Genomic DNA, 19,386 nt, shown 5'->3' with positions numbered 1-19,386 from the left:
CAGCACGCATCGAAAGCTCCGGATTCCGGAGCTTTTTGCTTTTGCGGATCTGCTTCAAGGCGATGCGTTCGCGGTGCAATCCCCTCCCGCTGTACCCCTTCCGCGAGACTCGTCCGTTTTGACCTCTGGACAGTACCGGCGCGCGGCTTCATGCTTGCGCGTACACGCCATGCGAAGAAAAAAGAGGCCTACGTGACCCCCAACGACGCCGCACCCCAAGCACATCGCCAACACCTGCAAAGCATCATCGCGGGCCTGAACGAGGGCATCATCCTGCTTGAGGCCGACGGCTCGATCGCCTGGGCCAACGCCAGCGCACTCGCGCTGCACGGGGCCAACGCCATCGAAGAGCTGGGCGGCACGCCCGCCGGCTACCGCAAGCGGTATACGCTTACCTACCGCAATCATCACCGCGTGCCGGCCCGCCAGTATCCAATGGACCGGCTTTCGGCGGGCGAAGAGTTCGAAGACCTGCTGCTGGATCTGGGCCGCAAGGACGACGACGAATTCACGCGCAACCTGATGGCGCGCGGGCTGGACCTGGATGATGGCGGCCCCATTCCGTACCGCGTGCTTATCCTTCACGACCAGACGGCCCAGGTCAATGCCGAGGAACGCTTCGAGCGCGCCTTCTCCGCCAATCCGGCGCCTGCGCTGATCTGCCGGCTTTCCGATCTGCGCTACGTCAAGGTGAACCAGGGCTTCCTGGAGATGACGGGCTATTCGCGCGACACGGTGCTGGGCAAATCGGCCTACGAACTGGACGTGCTGGACGGCAGCGACGACAAGGAAACCGCCGTGGCGCGGCTCAACGAAGGACAGACCATTCCGCAGCGCGAAGGCGTGCTGAAACTGCCGGATGGCACCAGCAAGTTCGTCGTGGTGGCGGGCCAGCCCATCGACATGCACGACGAACCGTGCATGCTGTTCACCTTCATCGACCTGGAAGGCCGCAAGCGTACCGAAGAAGCCTTGCGGGAAAGCGAAGAGCGCTTTTCCAAGGCGTTCCAGCTGGCGCCCGTGCCGATGGCGGTCTGTGACGGCGACACCCTGAACGTGCTGAACCTGAATGACGCCTTTGCGGCGGCCACCGGCCTGTCGCTGGACGACAAGGCGGAACAGGACCTCGTCGAACTGGGACTTCGTCCGTACGAAGGCATGCTGGCCGGCCTGAAGCGCGGGGAAAGCGTCCGCAACCGCGAAGCCGTGATGATTGCGCGCGACGGCGGCGAGCTGGACTGCCTGGTGTCGGCCGAACCGGTCATGATCGGCGGGCTGCGCCGCGTGCTGATCGTCATGCAGGACATCACCGAGCGCAAGCGATCCGAGACCGAACTGCTGACCGCGATCGAGGCAGTGATGCAGGACACTTCCTGGTTCAGCCGCGGCATCATCGAGAAACTGGCGCAACTGCGCCAGCCCGCCCCCGCCACGCGCGACGTGGCCGAACTGGCGCAACTCACCTCGCGCGAGCGCGAAGTCCTTGGGCTGTTATGCCAGGGGCACGACGACGACGGCATCGCCAAGGCGCTCAAGCTGTCGCGCAACACCGTGCGCAATCACGTCGCCACGATCTACAGCAAGATCGGCGTGCATCGGCGCAGCGCCGCCATTGTCTGGGCACGCGACCGCGGCATCACCGGTCACGAAAGCGCTCGCAACCGCGATAAGCAGTCGAAGTCCTGAGACCGGCCGGGGGTTGATTTACAATTTGAATCAAAATATTCACCCCCTCGGCGTCTCCGAAGATGCCGTCGCTTTAGAACTCGTGGCCGCCCAAAAGCGGCCATTTTCATTGATCGCCCCGGCAAACCAACCTTAAATCCGCGCTTATCACCCGCATTGCGCAAATCGGCCGCCCCTTCTTACGATCCGCCGATCCAGCCCCTGGCCCACTGGCCACCGGGGCGAGATCCGGCCACGAACGAAGGAGCCCCCGATCATGCAGACTGCGACCATTCCCGTTCCAACGGTGCCCAAGCGCCCGCCCGCCTCGGCATGGAGCACCGACGCCATCATGGCGCTCTACGAGCTGCCGTTCATGGATTTGATGCACCGAGCGCAGCAGACGCACCGCGCCCATTTCGATCCGAACGTGATCCAGCTGTCCAGCCTGCTGTCGATCAAGACCGGCGGCTGTCCCGAGGATTGCGCGTATTGCCCGCAGTCCTCGCACTACGACACCGGCGTGGACGCCGACAAGCTGATGCCCCTTGAGGACGTGGTCGCCGCGGCGCGCGCGGCGCAGGCGGGCGGCGCCCAACGATTCTGCATGGGCGCCGCGTGGCGCAGTCCCAAGCCGCATCACCTGGATGCCGTGGCCGAGATGGTCAGCGCCGTCAAGGCGCTGGGCCTGGAGACCTGCGTGACGCTGGGCATGCTGAAAGACGGCCAGGCCGAACAGTTGAAGGACGCCGGCCTGGACTACTACAACCACAACCTGGATACCTCTCCGGAGTTCTACGGCAAGATCATCTCCACGCGCACCTACCAGGACCGCCTGGATACGCTGGACCGCGTTCGCGACGCCGGCATCAGCGTATGCTGCGGCGGCATCGTCGGCATGGGCGAATCGCGCCGCGAGCGCGCCGGCCTGATCGCCCAGCTCGCCAGCATGGAGCCCTACCCCGAGTCGGTGCCGATCAATAACCTGGTTCAGGTCGAAGGCACGCCGCTGTCCGCCGTGGAGGCGCTGGATCCGTTCGAGTTTGTCCGCACCATCGCGGTGGCGCGCATTGCAATGCCGCGCGCCGCGGTCCGCCTGTCGGCCGGACGCGAGGCCATGGACGACGCGCTGCAGGCGCTGTGTTTTCTGGCAGGCGCCAATTCCATGTTCTACGGCGACGCGCTGCTGACCACCGCCAACCCGCAGATGGCCGCCGATCAGCGCCTGCTCGATCGCCTGGGCATGCGGGTCGACGCGGCCGCCCACTCCTACCACGAGGGGCCGGCATGCCCCTGACCCCAGGCCTTCTCTATCTCGCGGCCAGCGTCGCCTGCAGTGTCACCGTGGCCGTCATGCTGAAACTTGCACGCGGTTGGCAGGTGGACGTGCGCCAGGCGATCGCCATGAACTACGCCGTGGCCGCCCTGCTCTGCTGGCTGGTGCTGCGCCCCGACCCGGCGCGCCTGCTGGCGCCGCAAACGCCCTGGCTGGTGCTGGCGGCGCTGGGCGTGCTGTTGCCCAGTGTCTTTCTGGCGATGGCCGCGGCGTTGCGGCATGCGGGCATCGTGCGCAGCGATGCCGCGCAGCGCCTGTCGCTCTTCATTCCGCTGCTGGCCGCGTTCGTGCTGTTTGGCGAGCCGGTCACGGGCCGCAAGCTGGCCGCGATCCTGCTGGCGTTCACCGCCCTCTTCTGCCTGTTGCGCCAGCCGCCGCGCATCCGCCTGTCCGAGGACACGGCTGCGGGCGACAGCCGCGCCATGTGGCTTTGGCCGCTGGTGGTGTGGGCGGGCTATGGCGTGATCGACATCCTGTTCAAGCAGGTCGCGCGCACCGGCACCGCGTTTGCGGGTGGCCTGCTGCTCGCCTTCCTGATGGCGGGCGCGCTGATGCTGGCGTATCTGTTGTGGCGCCGCGTGCGCTGGCAGGCACGGCATCTGGCCGCGGGCGTGGCATTGGGGATGGCCAACTTCGGCAACATCCTCACCTATGTGCGCGCACACCAGTCGCTGCCCGAGCATCCCGCGCTGGTGTTCGCGTCCATGAACATGGGGGTGATCACGCTGGGCACCCTGGTGGGCGCCCTGGCGTTTCGTGAGCCGCTCACGCGTCTGAACCTGCTGGGCATCGCGCTGGCGTTGTCCGCCATCGTGCTGATGACGCCCTGGTAGGCGGGATTCAGGTGCCCGTGCGCCGCTGGCGTTCGGGCTCGGCCTCCGGGGTTGCATCCGGGGTTGAATCGCCTGCCGCACCTTGCGTGGCATTCTCCCCGGCGGCCGGCCCCGCGACGGGGTCTGCAAAGGCGCCCATCGGCGTATCGGCAGCGGGCGGATCCGCCGGCGCGGATTCTGCTGCGGCCTCGGGCGGCGCCGGCGCCGCGGACGGATCGGGCTGCACCATTTCCATGGCGATGTCGTTCTCGGGATCCACCCGCGGATCCAGCACCGCCGCCGCCGGCGAGCTTTGCAGGGTGTCGGGCATCGGCACGAAATGCGTCGGCGCCTCGTCGACCTGGTGCGCGCCCGTGACGCGCGTTGGCCGCACCTGCCAGACCAGAATCACGGCGCAAGCCGAGATGAACACGTAATACATGGCGGGGCCGCCCAGCGACATCATCCAGCCGGCGATCATGGGCCCGACGCAGGCGCCCAGGCCGTACGTCATGAGCAGCACCGCCGACAGGCTGACGCGGCGCTCGGACTCCACGTGGTCGTTGGCAAACGCCGCGCCCAGTGGATACAGCGTGAACTGCAGTATGCCGAAGATGCAGGACATGGCGACCAGCGCCCAGAACGGCAACGCAATCCAGCCCCACATGACGGCGGGCAGCAGGACCAGCAGCAAGGCGTTGAACCGGATGAGACCGGCGCGATTGATGCGGTCGGACAGCCAGCCCATCGGCCATTGCGACAAGAGGCCCGCCGTGACGGCGGCGGCAACGAAGATGGCAGCCTGCGAGGTGGACAGGCCGTTCTTGGCGCCGTAGACCGCCGCCAGGCCATAGAACGCGCCGGACAGGTTGCCCGCCACGAAAAGGACAGTCATGGAAAGCGGCACGCGCCGCATGAAGAACCGCACGTCCAGTGGCGCGGGCAGCGGCGTGGGCGGGTGCGAGCGCGCCGTGACCGCGAGCGGCACCAGGCACAGCACCAGGCACATCGCAACCAGGGTGAGCGGACGCAGGTCGAGCGTGGCGTAGGCGGTGAGCGCCAATTGGCCGAGCACGGTGCCCAGGCCGGAAACGACCATATACACGGAGAACACGCGGCCGCGCTGGTGGTTTTCGGTCTGCTCATTGAGCCAGCTCTCGATCACCATGAACTCGGTCACCATCACGATGCCGGAGATAACGCGGAACACCAGCCACAGAGGCATGGAGTCGACCAGCGTCTGCGCCAGGATCATGCTGGTGGCAATGGCCGCACAGGCAACGAAGGCGCGGATGTGCCCGACGCGGATGATGAGCTTGTGTCCCAGCCGCGCGCCGCACACAAGACCCAGGTAGTAGCCGGCGATCAAGGTGCCGATCCACACCTCGCTGACGGACTGCGCAGTCAGGCGCAGACCCATGTAGGTATTGAACAGACCCGTGCCGATGAGCATCAGCAAGGTCGCAAAATAAAGCGACGAGAACGATGAGATCGTGGAGAGCATGGCGTGGACAACCGCTGCTGGCTTTCAGCGCCGCGGGCCGCCGGGGCGGCCCGCAACACTGGCGGTAAAACAGGAACCTGCGGGGATCAGGCTTGCGAGAGCATGGTGGCCGCGTCGCTGACTTCGAACTTGCCAGGCGCTTCCACGTTCAGTTGCTTCACGACGCCGTCGACGATCAGGGCGGAGTAGCGCTGCGAGCGCACGCCCATGCCGCGCTGGACCAGGTCCAGTTCGAGGCCGAGTTCCTTGGTCCACAGCGCGGAGCCGTCGGCCAGCATGCGGACCTTGCCGTCGGTCTTCTGTTCGCGGCCCCAGGCGCCCATGACGAAGGCGTCGTTGACGGACACGCACCAGATCTCATCGATGCCCTTGGCCTTGAGGGCGGCGGCCTGTTCGACGTAGCCCGGCAGGTGCTTGGCCGAGCAGGTGGGCGTGAAGGCGCCCGGCACGGCAAACAGCGCGATGGTCTTGCCGCGGGTCAGGTCGGCGACCTGGAACGCGTTGGGGCCGAGCGAGCAGCCGGCGGTTTCGGTTTCGATGAATTCGGTCAACGTGCCATCGGGCACGCGGTCGCCGACTTTGATCGTCATGTAGATCTCCAGGAGGAAAGGGGGCAATGCATTGAGGCAGGATCGCCTCACAGCCCCCATCATAGTTCGTGCGCGGCCGGCTTGCTGCCTTTGGCGTAAGCACGAAAAGAAGATGAACAGTTCGAAACGACTCCACACGGCAGCCTCACGGAGAGGAAACGCGCGCTTGCCATAATGCCGTGGTAAAGACATCGCCCGCCGCGGCCATGAGAGGCACTGCGCCGCGAATCGGGCCTTACAGGGAGATTTCGATGCGCAGATTCCTGACCGCCCTGACCTTGACCCTGGCGGCAGCCGCCCCCGTGATGGCGGCCCCCGACGCCGCCGAGCAGGCCCAATACGATTCGTTTGTCGTGGCCGCCGGCGCATCAAACGGCGCCGCGCGCGCGTGCGGCGCGTCCGAACCCGACCTGGCGCAGCACCAGGACACGGCGCGCAAGAATCTCACGCGCTATGCCGAAGAGTATGGATTTGCCGCCAGCGCGTATGACGCCGAGTTTGCCAAGGGGCAGGCCGAGGGCAAGACAATGATGGAAGACATGAAGCGGTCCGGCGTCGATGGCTGCCGGGGCGTGCTGGGCGGGTTTCAGAGCGAACGGGTGATGAAGTACGAGGATATGAAGCGCGCGCTGGCAGAGGTCAGCGACGGGCTACCCGGGGAGAAGGCGCGGTAGCCCGTGGGCTCAGCCCGCGCCGCCCTTCCCTTACAACCCGTTCTGCTTGAACCAATCCAGCATCCGCGTCCACGCCTGCTCCGCTTCTGCCTTGCGGTACGACGGGCGGTAGTCGGCGTGGAAGGCGTGGCCGGCTTCGGGGTAGATGTCGATGCGCGAGGCCTTGGCGGCGGCGGAGCCCTTGGCCAGTTCGACGCGCATGCGGTCGACGTCGGTTTGCGAGATGCCGGCGTCTTTGCCGCCGTAGGCGCCCAGGACGGGGGCCTTCAGGTCGTTGACGATGGCCAGGGCAGACTTGGGCTTGAGTTCGGAGGGGTCGCCCGCCAGTTGGCCGTACCAGGCGGCGCCGGCCTTGAGTTTGGCGTTGTGGGCGGCGTAGAGCCAGACCTGGCGGCCGCCCCAGCAAAAGCCGACGATGCCCAGGCGGTCCGGGTTGCCGCCATGCGCCGCCGCCCAGGCGGCGGTGGCGTCCAGGTCGGCGGTGACCTGTTTATCCGGGACCTTGCTGACGACTTCGGCCTGCAGTTTGGGGATTTCGGTGTACTTGGACGGGTCGCCCTGGCGCACGTAGAGTTCCGGCGCGATGGCGAGGTAGCCCAGGTGCGCCAGGCGCCGGCAGACGTCCTGGATGTATTCGTGCACGCCGAAGATTTCCTGGACGACCAGGATCGTGGGCAGGTTCTTCTTGCCTTCCGGCGCGGCGCGGTAAGCGGGGATCTTGCCATCCGAAGTGGGGATCTCGACCTTGCCGGCCACGAGGCCCTTGGCGTCCGTGGCGATTGCAGTCTGTGCCGCCACCGGGCCTGCCGCCAGCGAAAAGCCCGCCGCCGCGGTGGTGGCGAGAAAGCCTCGGCGGTCCAGCCGCAAGGGCGGGAGCAGGCTGTCGAAGTGCGCGTCCTGGTCTTTCATCGAACAATCTCCGGGTAAAAGACGGGCACGGCGGGACGCGCCTCGCGTCCCTGCCGGGGCCTGCCGAGTTCACTTCAGGGAGAAGTCCACGCGCGAGGGTTGCCCCTCGTCCTTGATGCCATCGGCGTCCAGTTGCGGCGCGACGATGAACACGCGATCCGCGAGTCCTTCCTGGGCTTGCAACTTCTCATAAACCGCCTGCGCGCGGGCATCGGCCAATTGGCGCAGCTGATCCTCGCCGACGGGGGCCGCCTCGCGCAGCATCGCTTCCATCTGCGCGGCCGGAATGGATTTGGCCATGCCGATGAAATTGCGCGGCTTGTCCTTGAGGTCGGTGTCATCGTAGACGGCTTCGAGGTATTTGGCACGTTCCGCGCCGGAGACCTCGACGCCCTTGGGGTCGGGCTTCTTGCCGCGCGGCGCGACGTCCGCGGCCTTGGCGGCGCGGATCTTGGCGTCGACCCAGGCCTGGCGCAGGCCTTCCGTGTCGGTCTTGGGATCGGCGCGGCCGCTGATGTCCATCTTCAGGGCCGGACGGTCGGCAAGCGCCTTGGTAAGGGTCTCGATGCGCTGGAGCGAATCTTCGGTCAGCACGGCGCTGCCCGGCGCAAATTCGACATAGGACAGCTCTTCGCCGCCGCCGAACGCGGACGCGAGCAGGCTGAAGGGCGAGGTCACCGCCTTGACCACCAGGTTCATCAGCACGCGCACGACGATGCCGCCGACCGAGAACTCGGGGTCGTCCAGCGAGCCGGAGATCGGCAGATTGATGTCGATGTTGCCGCGCGAGTCCTTCAGCAGCGCAACGGCCAGCAGCACGGGCAGTTTGGTCGCGTCCGGGCTGTTGGTCTTGTCGCCGAAGGTGAGCTGATTGAGCACGACGTGATTGGTCGCCTGCAAGGCCCGGTTCTTGATCTTGTATTCCAGGTCGACCGACAGCTTGCCGCGCTTGATCGGATAGCCCACGTACTTGGCCGAATAGGTGTTGAAGCGCGGCAGGTCGACGCCCTTGGCCGAGGCCTTCAGGTCCAGCGTCAGGTACTTGGCGAAAGGCTGCACGATGCCGCTGATCGAGAGCGGCGCGGTCGTGTAGACACGGCCCGTGACCTTGACCTTGGCGGGCTGGGGATTGGTGGACGAAACGGCGGTGATGTCGCCCTCGATGCTGGACAGTTCAGCGACGTAGTTCGGCTTGACGAAACGGTCGGTGAAGGTCATGCGGCCGCGGGTCAGCGTGACGCTGTTGACCGAAATGTCCGGCATGGCGGCCGCGCCGCTGCCCTTGGCCGGCGCGGCGGCCGCGGGCGGCGCGGCCGAGGGCTCGACGCTGCGGCCGGGTGTCTGGGTGTCTTGCGTGATCGAGCCGCCGGCCTGCCCGGGCGCGGCCACCAGATCCATGACGTTGAGCCGGCCCTGCGCGTTGAGCAGGATGCGGCCGTAGAAATCTTCCAGGGCGATATCGCCCAACCGCGCGCCGATCTTGTCGCCCGCCACGGAGATGTCCATGCCGGTAAAGCCAAGGCGCTTCCAGTTCAGGAAGTCGTCCTTGTTGACGCGGTCCTGCAGGTCCAGGTCGGTGATGTCGACGCCGCCCTTCCAGCCGGCCTTCATCGGCGCACTGCCGGCGGCGGCGGTGAATTCGGCGTTGCCCTTGGCGCTTAGCGTGACGGCGCGGACGGTGGCGTTCAGGCTGGAGGCGAAGTACGGCGCGAAGCTGGCGACGTTCAGGTTGGACAGGTCGACCGCGGTCTTGAGCGTGAGCGGCTGCGGCGTGAAGACCCCTTTGAGGTCCAGCTTGCCGTCGCCCTGGACGCCGGCTGCGGCCACCGTGAAGTTGCTGGGGCCCGGTCCCAGGGCTAGACGGTCGGCCGTGATGCGAAGGGACTGCATGGCGATGTCCAGCACCGGCTTGAGCGATTCGTCGCGGGCCTTGAACTGCGTCAGGTCGGCCTGCACCGCGGTGGCGGACGCATCGATCGCGCCGCCCTTCTCGCGCACGTGCAGTTGCGCGGTGGCGCCCAGCCGGCCGTCGAGCAGGGTGATGGGCGCCGCGCTGCGCACGGCCGGCGCCAAGGGCGCCAGCGCGATGTTGCCCAGACGCACGTTCATGTCGAGCGACAGCGGCTTGATGACCAGCGGCCCCTTGGCGCGCAGCCAGCCGCCGTCGGTGCTGTTGTCCATGGTCAGCCACAGGTTGATGGGCTGGTCCGGCGGCTGCGGCAGCGCCACGCCTTCGACGGTGGCGGCCAGGCCGGTAATCACATAGTCCAGCTTGCTGACCGCATCGGTGACGTAGACCTCGCCTTCATGCAGGTTGAAGGCGTCGAGCACGACCTTCCATTCGGCGGGCGCGGGGGCCGGCGTGGCGGGCGCTTGACCGGCGGGCGCCGTGGCTGCCTGGTCTGGGCGCGGTGCCGGGGCTTGAGCGGCCGGCGCGGCGGGCGCTTGACCGGCCGGTGCAGGAACCGGCGCAGGCGCGCCGGCCGCGCCCGGCGCAACCTGCGCTCCGCTTGGGGAGAGCGGCTTCAGGCCGCTGGCCTTGCGCATGTCGTCCCGCACCGGCGTGGCCGTCGGCTCCACGCCGCCCAGCGCCTTCAAACCCGCGACGACGTCCTGCCAGTTCAGGTGTTCGTTGGCGTGACGACGCACATGGATTTGCGGCGCCCAGAGGCCGACCTCGCCGATATACACCTGCCGCGCAATCGGCTCCAGTTCCAGCCGGCTGACGGTCAATGCGCTCCAGGCGGCCAGATTGCCGCCGGACGGGTCGCGCACGTCCAGGCGGCGCAACCCCAGGTCGCCGACGATGCGGATCTTGGGCGGCGCGTCCTTGGGCTGTTCGAAGACGACCTGCAGATTCGAGTCGAGCAGCGCGCGCTCGACCTTGAAGGGAAGCGGCATGGGCCAGACGTCGGCCCACTTCTCGAGCTGCAGGCCGTCGAAGGCCACGCGCAGCGTGGACGAGGGGACCACGTCGAACGGCCGCGCCACCCCGGTCAGGTCGAAGGGGCTGCCATTGATGCGCAGGTGCAGGCGCGGCTGCACGTCGATATCGGTGGCGTAGCCGAAGGTCGAGATGAACGGCACCCCGATGGTGAACTCGTCCACGACCTGCTTGCGGCCGGTGACCTTGTCGTCCAGCGTGATGGCGCCGTCCTCGATCACCATGTTGTTGAGCGAAAAGCGCGGCAATCCTTCGTCCGGCTTGGGCGGCTCTTGGGGCTTGGCGGCGGCCAATTCGGCCACGCGTTGTTCTATGTCAGAGAAATTGAAGCGCAGGACGTCTTCGCGGACGATGGCGATGTTAGGCTGCCGAAGCGTCAGACGGTCGACCACCGGCGCGAACCAGAACAGCGATGTCCACGACGCGCTGGCATCCAGTTCAGCCAAGGTCAACAGCGGCGTCTGCGAGCCAGGCTGCGCCACGGTCAGGTCTTGCGCGCGGACGGTCAGCGTGAACGGATTGAAGGTGATCTTGCCCACGGAAACGTCGCGCCCGATCATCTTTGCGACGTCATCGGTCAGCACGCCGTGCAGCACTTTCGGCACCTGCCACGCTGCCACGCCAAACAGAATCAGCACGAACGCCACAATACCCAGGAGAATCTTGCCGGCGCGTCGGGTGAACCGTAGCTTGGGCATCCGCACGGGCATTGAAAGTCTCCTGATACACATTGAAGGCGATCCAACCTTCCTCTGACTGCTGGCGCGATTATCGCGCCCCCTTAACTGCTCGTCTATCATAGGCGGAACAGCGGACCCCGCCGGCCAGCCCGGCCCCGCTCTTTTCATTCATTAACAATTCTTGATCCCGATTTCCATGTCCGAGACCACCCCCACCTTGAGTCACCTGGACGAAGCCGGCCAGGTCCGCATGGTCGACGTCATCGCCAAGACGGACACCGAGCGCGTGGCGGTTGCCGCCGGCAGCATCCGCATGAACGCCGTCGCCTATGGCCTCTTGACCCAACCCGGCCAAGGCAAGGGAGAGGTGCTCAACACGGCGCGCGTGGCCGCGATCCTGGCCGCCAAGCGGTGCGCCGACATGATCCCCCTGTGCCACAGCCTGCCGCTCGCGTTCGTCGGCGTGGAATTCGCCTTGAACGACGCCGAGCATCGCATCGACATCCTGGCCACCTGCCGCACCAGCTACAAGACGGGCGTCGAAATGGAAGCCATGATGGCGTGCAGCGTGGCCGCGCTGACCATCTACGACATGTGCAAGGCTGCCGACAAAGGCATCGTGATCGAACAAGTTCGCCTCAAGTACAAGGCGGGAGGTAAAAGCGGTGAATGGCGCAACGATTAATCTGCTGTACTTCGCGCGCGTTGCCGAACTGGTCGGCAAGCGCACCGAAACCTGGCCCCTCGCGGGCGAATCCACGGGCGCGCAATTGCTGGCCGCACTGGGCGAACGCTATCCCCAGCTGGAACCGGCCACGCGCCTGAAGCTGGCCATCAACCAGACGCACGCCAAGCCCACCGCCCCGATCCGCGCGGGCGACGAGGTCGCGGTGTTCGAACCGGTCACCGGAGGCTGACGCCATGATCCGCGTCCAGGAAGCCGACTTCGACGGCGCGGCGCTGACCTCCGCGCTGCGGGAATCCGCCGGCCCCGGCGTGGGCGGCATCGTGACGTTCGTGGGCTACGTGCGCGACTACGCGCCCGATACCCCCACCGACACGCTTTTTCTCGAACACTATCCGGGCATGTGCGAGCGCGAGCTCGAAGAAATCGCCGCCACGGCCCGCGCGCGCTGGAATCTGGCAGGCACGGTCATTGTGCACCGCGTGGGCGCGCTGCACCGCAACGCGCAGATCGTCTTCGTGGCGGCGGCCAGCGCCCATCGCGGCGACGCCTTCCGCGGCTGCGAATACATCATCGACGCGCTCAAGACGCGCGCGCCCTTCTGGAAGCGCGAGACCCTCGCCGGCGGCGACAGCTTCTGGGTGGAACAGCGCCAATCCGACCAGGACCGCACGGACGCCTGGGATGAAGACACTGCCGGCAACAAGGAGAATCCATGAGCGAAGCCACCCCGGTCCCGCTGGGCTGCGGCGTACTGACCATCAGCGACACCCGCAGCGCAGGTGACGACACGTCCGGCAATCTGCTGGCGCACAGCCTGGCGCATGCCGGCCATCAGTGCGTGCGCCGCGACATCGTGCGCGACGACATCTACCAGATCCGCCGCGTCATCAGCGACTGGATCGCCGACCCCGAGGTGCAGGTCATCCTGACCACCGGCGGCACGGGCTTTTCGCATCGCGACCACACGCCGCAGGCCATCCTGCCGCTGCTGGATCGCGAGATTCCGGGCTTCGGCGAACTCTTCCGCCAGATTTCCTACACCGAGATCGGCAGCTCCACGATCCAGTCGCGCGCGTTCGCGGGGTCGGCCAACCAGACCCTGATCTTCTGCCTGCCGGGCTCGAACAACGCGTGCGAGACCGCCTGGACCAAGATTCTGCGAGAGCAGCTCGACAGCGGCCACGGCCCCTGCAATTTCGCCTCGCAGTTATCGAAACGCGAACAAGAAGCCTGACCCATGCTGGATTTCGATCAAGCCCAGACCCTGCTGGCCAACGCCGCCGCCCCCCTTCAACGCACCGAACACGTCGACCTGACGCAGGCCAGCGGCCGCGTTCTGGCCACGCACCTTGACGCCACCGTGGACATTCCACCGGCCGACAACAGCGCCATGGACGGCTATGCCCTGCGCCTGGCCGACTGGAACCCGCAAGCGCGCCTGCCGATCCAGCAGCGCTGCTACGCGGGCGACGTGCCCGAACCCTTAAAACCCGGCCACGCCATTCGCCTCTTCACGGGCAGCGTGATCCCGGCGGGCGCCGATGTGGTCGTCATGCAGGAAGACACCACCGAAACCGACAACCACGTCCAGATTTCGCGCGAACCCCGGCTGGGCCAGCACATTCGCCGCCGCGGCGAAGACACGATGGCGGGCGCCGCGCTGCTGCCGGCGGGCACGCTGCTGCAGGCCGCGCACGTCGCGCTCCTGGCCTCGCAAGGCATGGCGACGATTCCCGTCTACGGCCAGCTTCGCGTCGGCATCCTGACCACGGGCGACGAGCTCGTCCTGCCGGGCCAGCCGCGCGCCACGGAACAGATCTACAACTCCAACGGGCCGATGCTGGCCGCGATGGTGCGCGGCATGGGCGCCCTGCCCGTTCACGTGCTGCACGCCCGCGATACCGAAGCCGATCTGCTGGACGCCTTCAAGACCCTGCTGGCCGATTGCGATCTCGTGCTGAGCGTGGGCGGTGTGTCGGTGGGCGAGCGTGACCTCGTCAAACCGGCGCTGGCCGCGCTGGGCGGCGAACTGTCGTTGTGGAAGGTGCGCATGAAACCCGGCAAGCCGGTGGCCCTGGCGCAGATCGACGGCAAGCCGGTGGTCAGCCTGCCTGGCAATCCGGTGTCGGCCTATGCCGTGTTCGCCACGCTGGTGACGCCGCTGATGCGCCGCATGCAGGGCCGCGAAGAGATCTTCCCGCCGGTCAGCCAGTTGCCGCTGCGCACCGCGCAGCCGCGCCAGGACAGCCGCGAGGAATTCCTGCGGGTGCAATGCCGCGTGGCCGACGAAGGCGGCAGCGAACTCGTGCCGTACGGCCATCAGGGATCGGGCGTGATCAGTTCATTGCCGTGGTCCACCGGCTTGGCGCGCCTGCCGGCCGACGTGCTGGTGCAGGACAGGGACACGGTCGCGTATTACGACCTGCGTCACTGGCTGGCGTAGCGCTCGGCCAGCGCCAGGTCTTCTGGCGTGTTGACGTTCATGAAGGCATGCGGCGGGCAATCGTCGAACACCGCTTCGACCGCGCCCGCCCTCGCCTGCCAGAGACCCACCTTGCGGTCGCCCGACCGCAGATATTCCCGCAGGTTCGGCAGCAACGACGTGCGCAGCGCCATGCAGGCCGAATGGCGCTGGCCGTGGGCCGCGGCATAGGCCAGCGGCGCATCGGCCGCGGCAGCCGCGCCGATCAGGCGCGCGGCCAGATCTTCCGGCAGGAAGGGTGTATCGCAGGGCACCACCACCAGCCACTGCGCGGCGGATTCGGGCGGCGCAGCAGCCGACGCATGCAGCGCCTGCAACGCCGTCGCGATACCCACCAGCGGACCCTGCCAGGCGCCCAGTTCGCGTTCGCCATCGGCAACGACGTCGCCATACTGCGCGTAACGTTCCGGGTGCCGGTTGGCGCTGATGATAAGGCGGCCGACCTGCGGCGCAAGCCGGCGCGCGATGTGCGCGACCATGGGTTCGCCGTGCAGCGCGACCAGTCCCTTGTCCTGATGATTCATGCGGGAACCCTGCCCTCCGGCGAGGATCAGGCCGGCCAGCCCGTCGCGTTGAAATTCAGCCACCGATGTAGCTCATCTCGATCTTGCGCGATGGGTCCGCCATGTTCTGGCCGCGCAGTTCGGAATAGTTGTCCCCGCGCGCCGACCAGATGCCGGCCAGGATGCGCGCCAGTTCCTCGTCCGTCGCGCCATCGCGTAGCGGCGCGCGCAGGTCGTGGCCTTCGTGGGCGAAGAGGCACAGGTAGAGCTTGCCTTCGGGCGACAGGCGCGCCCGCGTACAGCCGCCGCAGAAGGCGTGCGTGACGCTGGAGATGACGCCGATCTCGCCGCCGCCGTCCACGTAGCGCCAGCGTTCGGCGACGCGCCCCATTTCGACCGATTCCACGGGTTCCAGCGGATACACGGCGCCGATGCGATCCAGCACTTCGCGCGATGGCACCACTTCGGCGAGATTCCAGCCGTTGCTGTTGCCCACGTCCATGTATTCGATGAAGCGCAGCACGTGGCCGCTGTGGCGAAAGCGTTCGGCCATGGGCAGGATCTGCCCGTCGTTCAGTCCCTTGCGCACCACCATGTTGACCTTGACGGGCGCCAGGCCCGCGTCCGCCGCGGCGTCAATGCCGCGCAGCACGTCGTCCGGCGTGAAGCCGCTGTCGCTCATGCCCTGGAACATGGCGGCGTCGAGCGCGTCCAGGCTGACCGTCACGCGCGTGAGCCCGGCGCTTTTCAGCGCGGCGGCCTTGCGCGCGAGGACGCTGCCGTTGGTGGTGAGGGTGAGGTCCAGCGGACGGCCCTGCGGCGTGCGCAGTTCGGCCAGCATGCCGACCAGGTTTTCGATGTGCTTGCGCAGCAGCGGCTCGCCGCCGGTCAGGCGGATCTTTTCGACGCCCAACTGCGTGAAGATGCCGGCCAGCCGGCTGATTTCTTCGAACGACAGCAGCGCCGAATGCGGCATGAAGCTGTAGCTGCTGTCAAAGACCTCGCGCGGCATGCAATAGGTGCAGCGGAAGTTGCAGCGGTCAGTGACGGAAATGCGCAGGTCGCGCAGCGGACGCGCGCGCTGGTCCAGCGCGGGCTGCCCGTGCGGCGGAAGTTCGCCGGGCTGGGCAAAAGGCCGTGGCGAACTCCGGTGATCGGCAAGGAATATCACTTTGCTCATTGGCACATCATATCCCGGCGGATCGCGGTGCGCGTTCTCGCGGAAAGGCCTCTTCCAGGGTCTGCAGCCGGCCGGTGTCGCGGGCGTCGTAGCCGACAAGCTGGCCCACGTAACCGACATAGTCCGGGCCGCGCATGATGGACAGCAGGTCCTGCATGGCCGGCGTGTCCAGCGACGCCTTGCGGATGGCAAAGAAGTAGCGCTCGCGCACCAGCGGAATGAAGTCCAGGCCGAAACGGCAGGCCGCCGTCTCCACGCCGACCCCTGTGTCCGCCATGCCGCTGGCAATGTGCGCCGCGATCGCCATGTGGGTGAATTCGTTGGTTTCGTAGCCCTGCACTTCGCCGATGGACACGCCGGCGCGCTGCAACATCAGGCCGACCAGATAACGCGTGCTGGAGCCGATCTGCCGGTTCACGAAGCGCACGTCGCTGCGCGCCAGGTCCGCCATGCCGCGGATCTGCTTGGGGTTGCCGGCCGTGACGAACAACCCCGTATTGCGCACGGCCAGATGGATGAGCATGTATTCGTCGGCGTTGAGCCACTGCGCATAGCGTTCCATGATGGGGGATTCGAAATCGCCCAGCGGCACCTGAAAGCCCGCGAGGTCGCATTCGTGCCGTTCCAGCGACGCCAGGGCCTCGATTGCGGTGCGATAGCGCAGTTCCAGGCCGGGCGTGCGGTTGCCCATGTGCTGCATCAGGGATTCCACGGCAAAACCGTGGCTGGCGTGCAGGCGCAGGTGCGGGCCGCTTTCGGGCAGCAGGCGTTCAAGCTCTTCCTGCAATTCGGAGGCCATGCTGTCCAGCGTGGGCATCAGCCGCGCCTCGATGCGGCGGTTGGCCCATAGCAGCCGCTGCGCAAAAGGCGACAACTGCGTGCCCTGGCGGCGGTTGGTGATGAGCAGTTGCGTGCCGAAGATGGACTCGAAGCGCCGCAACACGCCCCACGCGTGCCGGTAGGACAGGCCGCAGGCGCGGCAGGCGCCCGCAATGTTGCCAGTGGCGTCGATAGCCGCCAGCAGTGCAAGCATGTCTTGCAACGGCACGGGCGTCGCGTCGTCGTCTCCGCCCAATGTCCATTGCGGCCGCAGGCCGATTCGGAACTTATATGTCATTTATTTCTTATTGAAGGCGTTCAAGTACCTCGTTAGAGTACACAAATAACGCGGCGGACGCGCGGTTTATATGTTTTTTTAAACATATTAATTGACCGTGATCCACCCGCCACATAAGCCCCCGTTGATGGGGTCACGCAACACAGGAGGAGACCGACGTGCACCTGCGCGAGGCAAAATCCGATCTGGCATCCAGCGGTGGCGCCCGGGGCGGCAAGCTGGCCCTGGACGCCGCCCAGGCATCCGCCACCCCGGCCATCGCGGCCACGGCCCGCATCCTTGCCCGGCTGAAAGACCAGCCCGGCCCGCTGCTGCCGGTGCTGCATGCGGTGCAGCACGAACTGGGCTGTATTCCTGCCGAGGCGGTGCAGACCATCGCCGAGGCCCTGAACCTCTCGCGCGCCGAAGTCCACGGCGTCATCACGTTCTACCCCCACTTTCGCACCGAGCCGGCCGCGCGCCACACGCTGGAGGTCTGCCGGGCGGAAGCCTGCCAATCCATGGGCGGCGAACGCCTGGCCGCCCATGCGCGCGCCGCGCTGGGCTGTGATTTCCACGCCAGCACCCCGGACGGCAACTTCACGCTGGAACCCGTGTATTGCCTGGGCCTGTGCGCGCAGTCGCCCGCCGTCATGATCGACGGCCAGCCCCACGCCCGCGTTACCGAAGCCAAGCTGGACCTCCTGCTGGCCCGCACGCTGGAGGACACGCCATGAGCGCCCCCGTCGTCATCTACGTGCCGCGCGACGCCGCGGCGCTGGCCATGGACGCCGATACCGTTGCCCGCGACATCGAGCGCATGGCCGATCAGCGCGGCCTGTCCGTGCAAGTGGTACGCAATGGTTCGCGCGGCCTGCTGTGGCTGGAACCCCTGGTTGAGATCGCCACGCCGCACGGCCGCATCGCCTATGGGCCCGTGCAGCCGGAAGACGTGGCCTCGCTGTTCGACGCCGGCTGGCTGACGGGCGGCGAACACGCGTTGCGCCTGGGCCTGACCGAGGAAATCCCCTACCTCAAGCACCAGGAGCGGCTGACCTTCGCCCGCGTCGGCGTGATCGATCCGCTGTCCCTGCAGGACTACGCCGCGCATGGCGGGTTGCAAGGCTTGAAGCGCGCGCTGGCCATGGCGCCGGCGCAGATCGTCGACGAAATGGTGGAATCCGGCCTGCGCGGCCGCGGCGGCGCGGCGTTTCCCACCGGCATCAAATGGAAGACCGTGGCGGGCACGCCCGGCGACACCAAATACATCGTCTGCAACGCCGACGAAGGCGACTCCGGCACCTTTGCCGACCGCCTGCTGATGGAAGGCGACCCGTACGTCCTGATCGAAGGCATGACGATTGCAGGCCTGGCGGTCGGCGCGACCTACGGCTACATCTACGTCCGCTCCGAATACCCCCACGCCATCGCCACGCTTGAAGCCGCGATCGCGCGCGCCCGCAGCGTCGGCTGGCTGGGCGACGACGTGCACGGCAGCGGCCGCCGCTTCGACCTGGAAGTGCGCAAGGGCGCGGGCGCCTACATCTGCGGCGAAGAAACCTCGCTGCTGGAAAGCCTGGAGGGCAAGCGCGGCGTGGTGCGCGCCAAGCCGCCGCTGCCCGCCATCTCGGGCCTGTTCGGTAAGCCCACCGTCATCAACAACGTCATCTCGCTGGCCACCGTGCCGATCATCCTGGCCAAGGGCGCGGCGTATTACCGCGACTACGGCGTGGGCCGTTCGCACGGCACGCTGCCCTTCCAGCTGGCCGGCAACCTCAAGCAAGGCGGGCTGGTGGAAAAGGCCTTTGGGCTCAGCCTGCGCGACCTGCTCTACGAATTCGGCGGCGGCAGCGCGTCCGGCCGGCCGCTGCGCGCGGTGCAGGTGGGCGGTCCGCTGGGCGCCTACCTGCCCGAGTCGCAATGGGACGTGCCGCTGGACTACGAAGCCTACATCCAGATCTCGGCCATGATCGGCCACGGCGGCCTCGTCGCCTTCGACGACACCGTGGACATGGCGCGCATGGCGCGTTACGCCATGGAGTTTTGCGCCATCGAGTCCTGTGGCAAGTGCACGCCATGCCGTATCGGCTCCACGCGCGGCATGGAAACCATCGACAAGATCGCGGCCGGCAGCCAGAGCCGCGAACAGCGCGAACAGCAGGTGCATCTGCTGCGCGACCTGTGCGACACGATGCTTGGCGGTTCGCTGTGCGCGCTGGGGGGCATGGCGCCCTACCCGGTGCTGTCCGCGCTGAACCATTTTCCGCAGGACTTCGGCATCGAGTCCTCCCAGTCTGCCGCCCACGCGGCCTGAACCCGAGAC

At 67.0% G+C, this 19,386-nt stretch carries 17 protein-coding genes and 1 pseudogene; 11 read left to right on the top strand and 7 right to left on the bottom strand.

The features are described 5' to 3' along the window. Window positions 1-150 precede the first annotated feature (150 nt). The 3 genes from FBY20_RS17805 to FBY20_RS17795 all read left to right on the top strand — a co-directional run bounded on the left by FBY20_RS17805 (window position 151) and on the right by FBY20_RS17795 (window position 3,834). Window positions 151-1,686, top strand: a complete 1,536-nt coding sequence (locus tag FBY20_RS17805; protein WP_174245424.1) for a helix-turn-helix transcriptional regulator — start codon at window positions 151-153, stop codon at window positions 1,684-1,686. Between the two features lie 256 nt (window positions 1,687-1,942). Further along, window positions 1,943-2,962, top strand: a complete 1,020-nt coding sequence (bioB, locus tag FBY20_RS17800) for a biotin synthase BioB (RefSeq protein ID WP_142053762.1) — start codon at window positions 1,943-1,945, stop codon at window positions 2,960-2,962. Next, entirely contained in the window at window positions 2,959-3,834 is an 876-nt protein-coding gene (locus FBY20_RS17795) for a DMT family transporter (protein WP_056327004.1), read from the top strand. Before bioB ends, FBY20_RS17795 begins: the two co-directional genes overlap by 4 nt. Window positions 3,835-3,841: 7 nt before the next feature. Here the strand turns inward: FBY20_RS17795 and FBY20_RS17790 are convergent. Together FBY20_RS17790 and FBY20_RS17785 are read right to left on the bottom strand one after the other, a co-directional pair. After that, a pseudogene (locus FBY20_RS17790) lies at window positions 3,842-5,338 on the bottom strand (MFS transporter); the annotation flags it as partial. Window positions 5,339-5,403: 65 nt separating this feature from the next. After that, a complete protein-coding gene (locus FBY20_RS17785; protein WP_056326595.1) occupies window positions 5,404-5,907 on the bottom strand; it encodes a peroxiredoxin in 504 nt (167 codons plus the stop codon). A gap of 251 nt (window positions 5,908-6,158) precedes the next feature. On the opposite strand from FBY20_RS17785, the gene FBY20_RS17780 reads away from it, so the two are divergent. Further along, a complete protein-coding gene (locus tag FBY20_RS17780; RefSeq protein ID WP_056326592.1) occupies window positions 6,159-6,581 on the top strand; it encodes a hypothetical protein in 423 nt (140 codons plus the stop codon). Window positions 6,582-6,611: 30 nt separating this feature from the next. Here the strand turns inward: FBY20_RS17780 and FBY20_RS17775 are convergent, their stop codons facing one another. Together FBY20_RS17775 and FBY20_RS17770 are read right to left on the bottom strand one after the other, a co-directional pair. Further along, window positions 6,612-7,490 carry a dienelactone hydrolase family protein gene (locus tag FBY20_RS17775; RefSeq protein ID WP_056326589.1) on the bottom strand — a complete coding sequence of 293 codons (879 nt, stop codon included), beginning with the start codon at window positions 7,488-7,490 and terminating at the stop codon, window positions 6,612-6,614. Between the two features lie 69 nt (window positions 7,491-7,559). Beyond that, window positions 7,560-11,144 (bottom strand): DUF748 domain-containing protein, encoded by a 3,585-nt coding sequence (locus tag FBY20_RS17770; RefSeq protein ID WP_142053758.1) that lies wholly within the window; start codon window positions 11,142-11,144, stop codon window positions 7,560-7,562. Between the two features lie 166 nt (window positions 11,145-11,310). On the opposite strand from FBY20_RS17770, the gene moaC reads away from it, so the two are divergent. From moaC to glp, 5 genes are read left to right on the top strand one after another with little or no spacing between them, the layout of a single operon-like run. Then, the gene (moaC, locus tag FBY20_RS17765) at window positions 11,311-11,799 is read left to right on the top strand and encodes a cyclic pyranopterin monophosphate synthase MoaC (RefSeq protein WP_056326583.1); all 489 of its coding nucleotides are present in this window, start codon (window positions 11,311-11,313) and stop codon (window positions 11,797-11,799) included. Beyond that, window positions 11,780-12,031: a MoaD/ThiS family protein gene (locus tag FBY20_RS17760; protein ID WP_056326580.1), complete on the top strand. Its 252-nt coding sequence runs from the start codon at window positions 11,780-11,782 to the stop codon at window positions 12,029-12,031. Before moaC ends, FBY20_RS17760 begins: the two co-directional genes overlap by 20 nt. A gap of 4 nt (window positions 12,032-12,035) precedes the next feature. After that, a complete protein-coding gene (locus tag FBY20_RS17755; RefSeq protein WP_142053756.1) occupies window positions 12,036-12,518 on the top strand; it encodes a molybdenum cofactor biosynthesis protein MoaE in 483 nt (160 codons plus the stop codon). Then, window positions 12,515-13,036, top strand: a complete 522-nt coding sequence (gene moaB, locus FBY20_RS17750) for a molybdenum cofactor biosynthesis protein B (RefSeq protein ID WP_056326575.1) — start codon at window positions 12,515-12,517, stop codon at window positions 13,034-13,036. Before FBY20_RS17755 ends, moaB begins: the two co-directional genes overlap by 4 nt. A gap of 3 nt (window positions 13,037-13,039) precedes the next feature. Further along, window positions 13,040-14,245, top strand: coding sequence for a gephyrin-like molybdotransferase Glp (gene glp / locus FBY20_RS17745; protein WP_142053754.1), 1,206 nt, complete (start codon window positions 13,040-13,042; stop codon window positions 14,243-14,245). Here the strand turns inward: glp and mobA are convergent. From mobA to FBY20_RS17730, 3 genes are read right to left on the bottom strand one after another with little or no spacing between them, the layout of a single operon-like run. After that, the gene (mobA, locus tag FBY20_RS17740; RefSeq protein WP_255452389.1) at window positions 14,230-14,871 is read right to left on the bottom strand and encodes a molybdenum cofactor guanylyltransferase MobA; all 642 of its coding nucleotides are present in this window, start codon (window positions 14,869-14,871) and stop codon (window positions 14,230-14,232) included. The genes glp and mobA overlap by 16 nt on opposite strands. Beyond that, window positions 14,864-15,967, bottom strand: coding sequence for a GTP 3',8-cyclase MoaA (gene moaA / locus FBY20_RS17735; protein ID WP_142053752.1), 1,104 nt, complete (start codon window positions 15,965-15,967; stop codon window positions 14,864-14,866). Before moaA ends, mobA begins: the two co-directional genes overlap by 8 nt. A 7-nt stretch (window positions 15,968-15,974) precedes the next feature. Next, entirely contained in the window at window positions 15,975-17,084 is a 1,110-nt protein-coding gene (locus FBY20_RS17730) for a substrate-binding domain-containing protein (protein WP_142053750.1), read from the bottom strand. Window positions 17,085-17,242: 158 nt separating this feature from the next. On the opposite strand from FBY20_RS17730, the gene FBY20_RS17725 reads away from it, so the two are divergent. Both FBY20_RS17725 and FBY20_RS17720 read left to right on the top strand, forming a co-directional pair. Continuing rightward, a complete protein-coding gene (locus tag FBY20_RS17725; RefSeq protein WP_142053748.1) occupies window positions 17,243-17,800 on the top strand; it encodes a formate dehydrogenase subunit gamma in 558 nt (185 codons plus the stop codon). Next, on the top strand, window positions 17,797-19,377 hold the full coding sequence (locus FBY20_RS17720; RefSeq protein WP_142053746.1) for an NADH-quinone oxidoreductase subunit NuoF: 1,581 nt from the start codon (window positions 17,797-17,799) through the stop codon (window positions 19,375-19,377). Before FBY20_RS17725 ends, FBY20_RS17720 begins: the two co-directional genes overlap by 4 nt. Window positions 19,378-19,386: the final 9 nt, after the last annotated feature.

The organism is Achromobacter sp. SLBN-14 (genome assembly GCF_006715415.1).
Classification (GTDB): Bacteria; Pseudomonadota; Gammaproteobacteria; order Burkholderiales; family Burkholderiaceae_B; genus Achromobacter; species Achromobacter mucicolens.
Note: the sequence above shows the minus strand (reverse complement) of the source record. Positions and strands in the feature narration are given on the sequence as shown.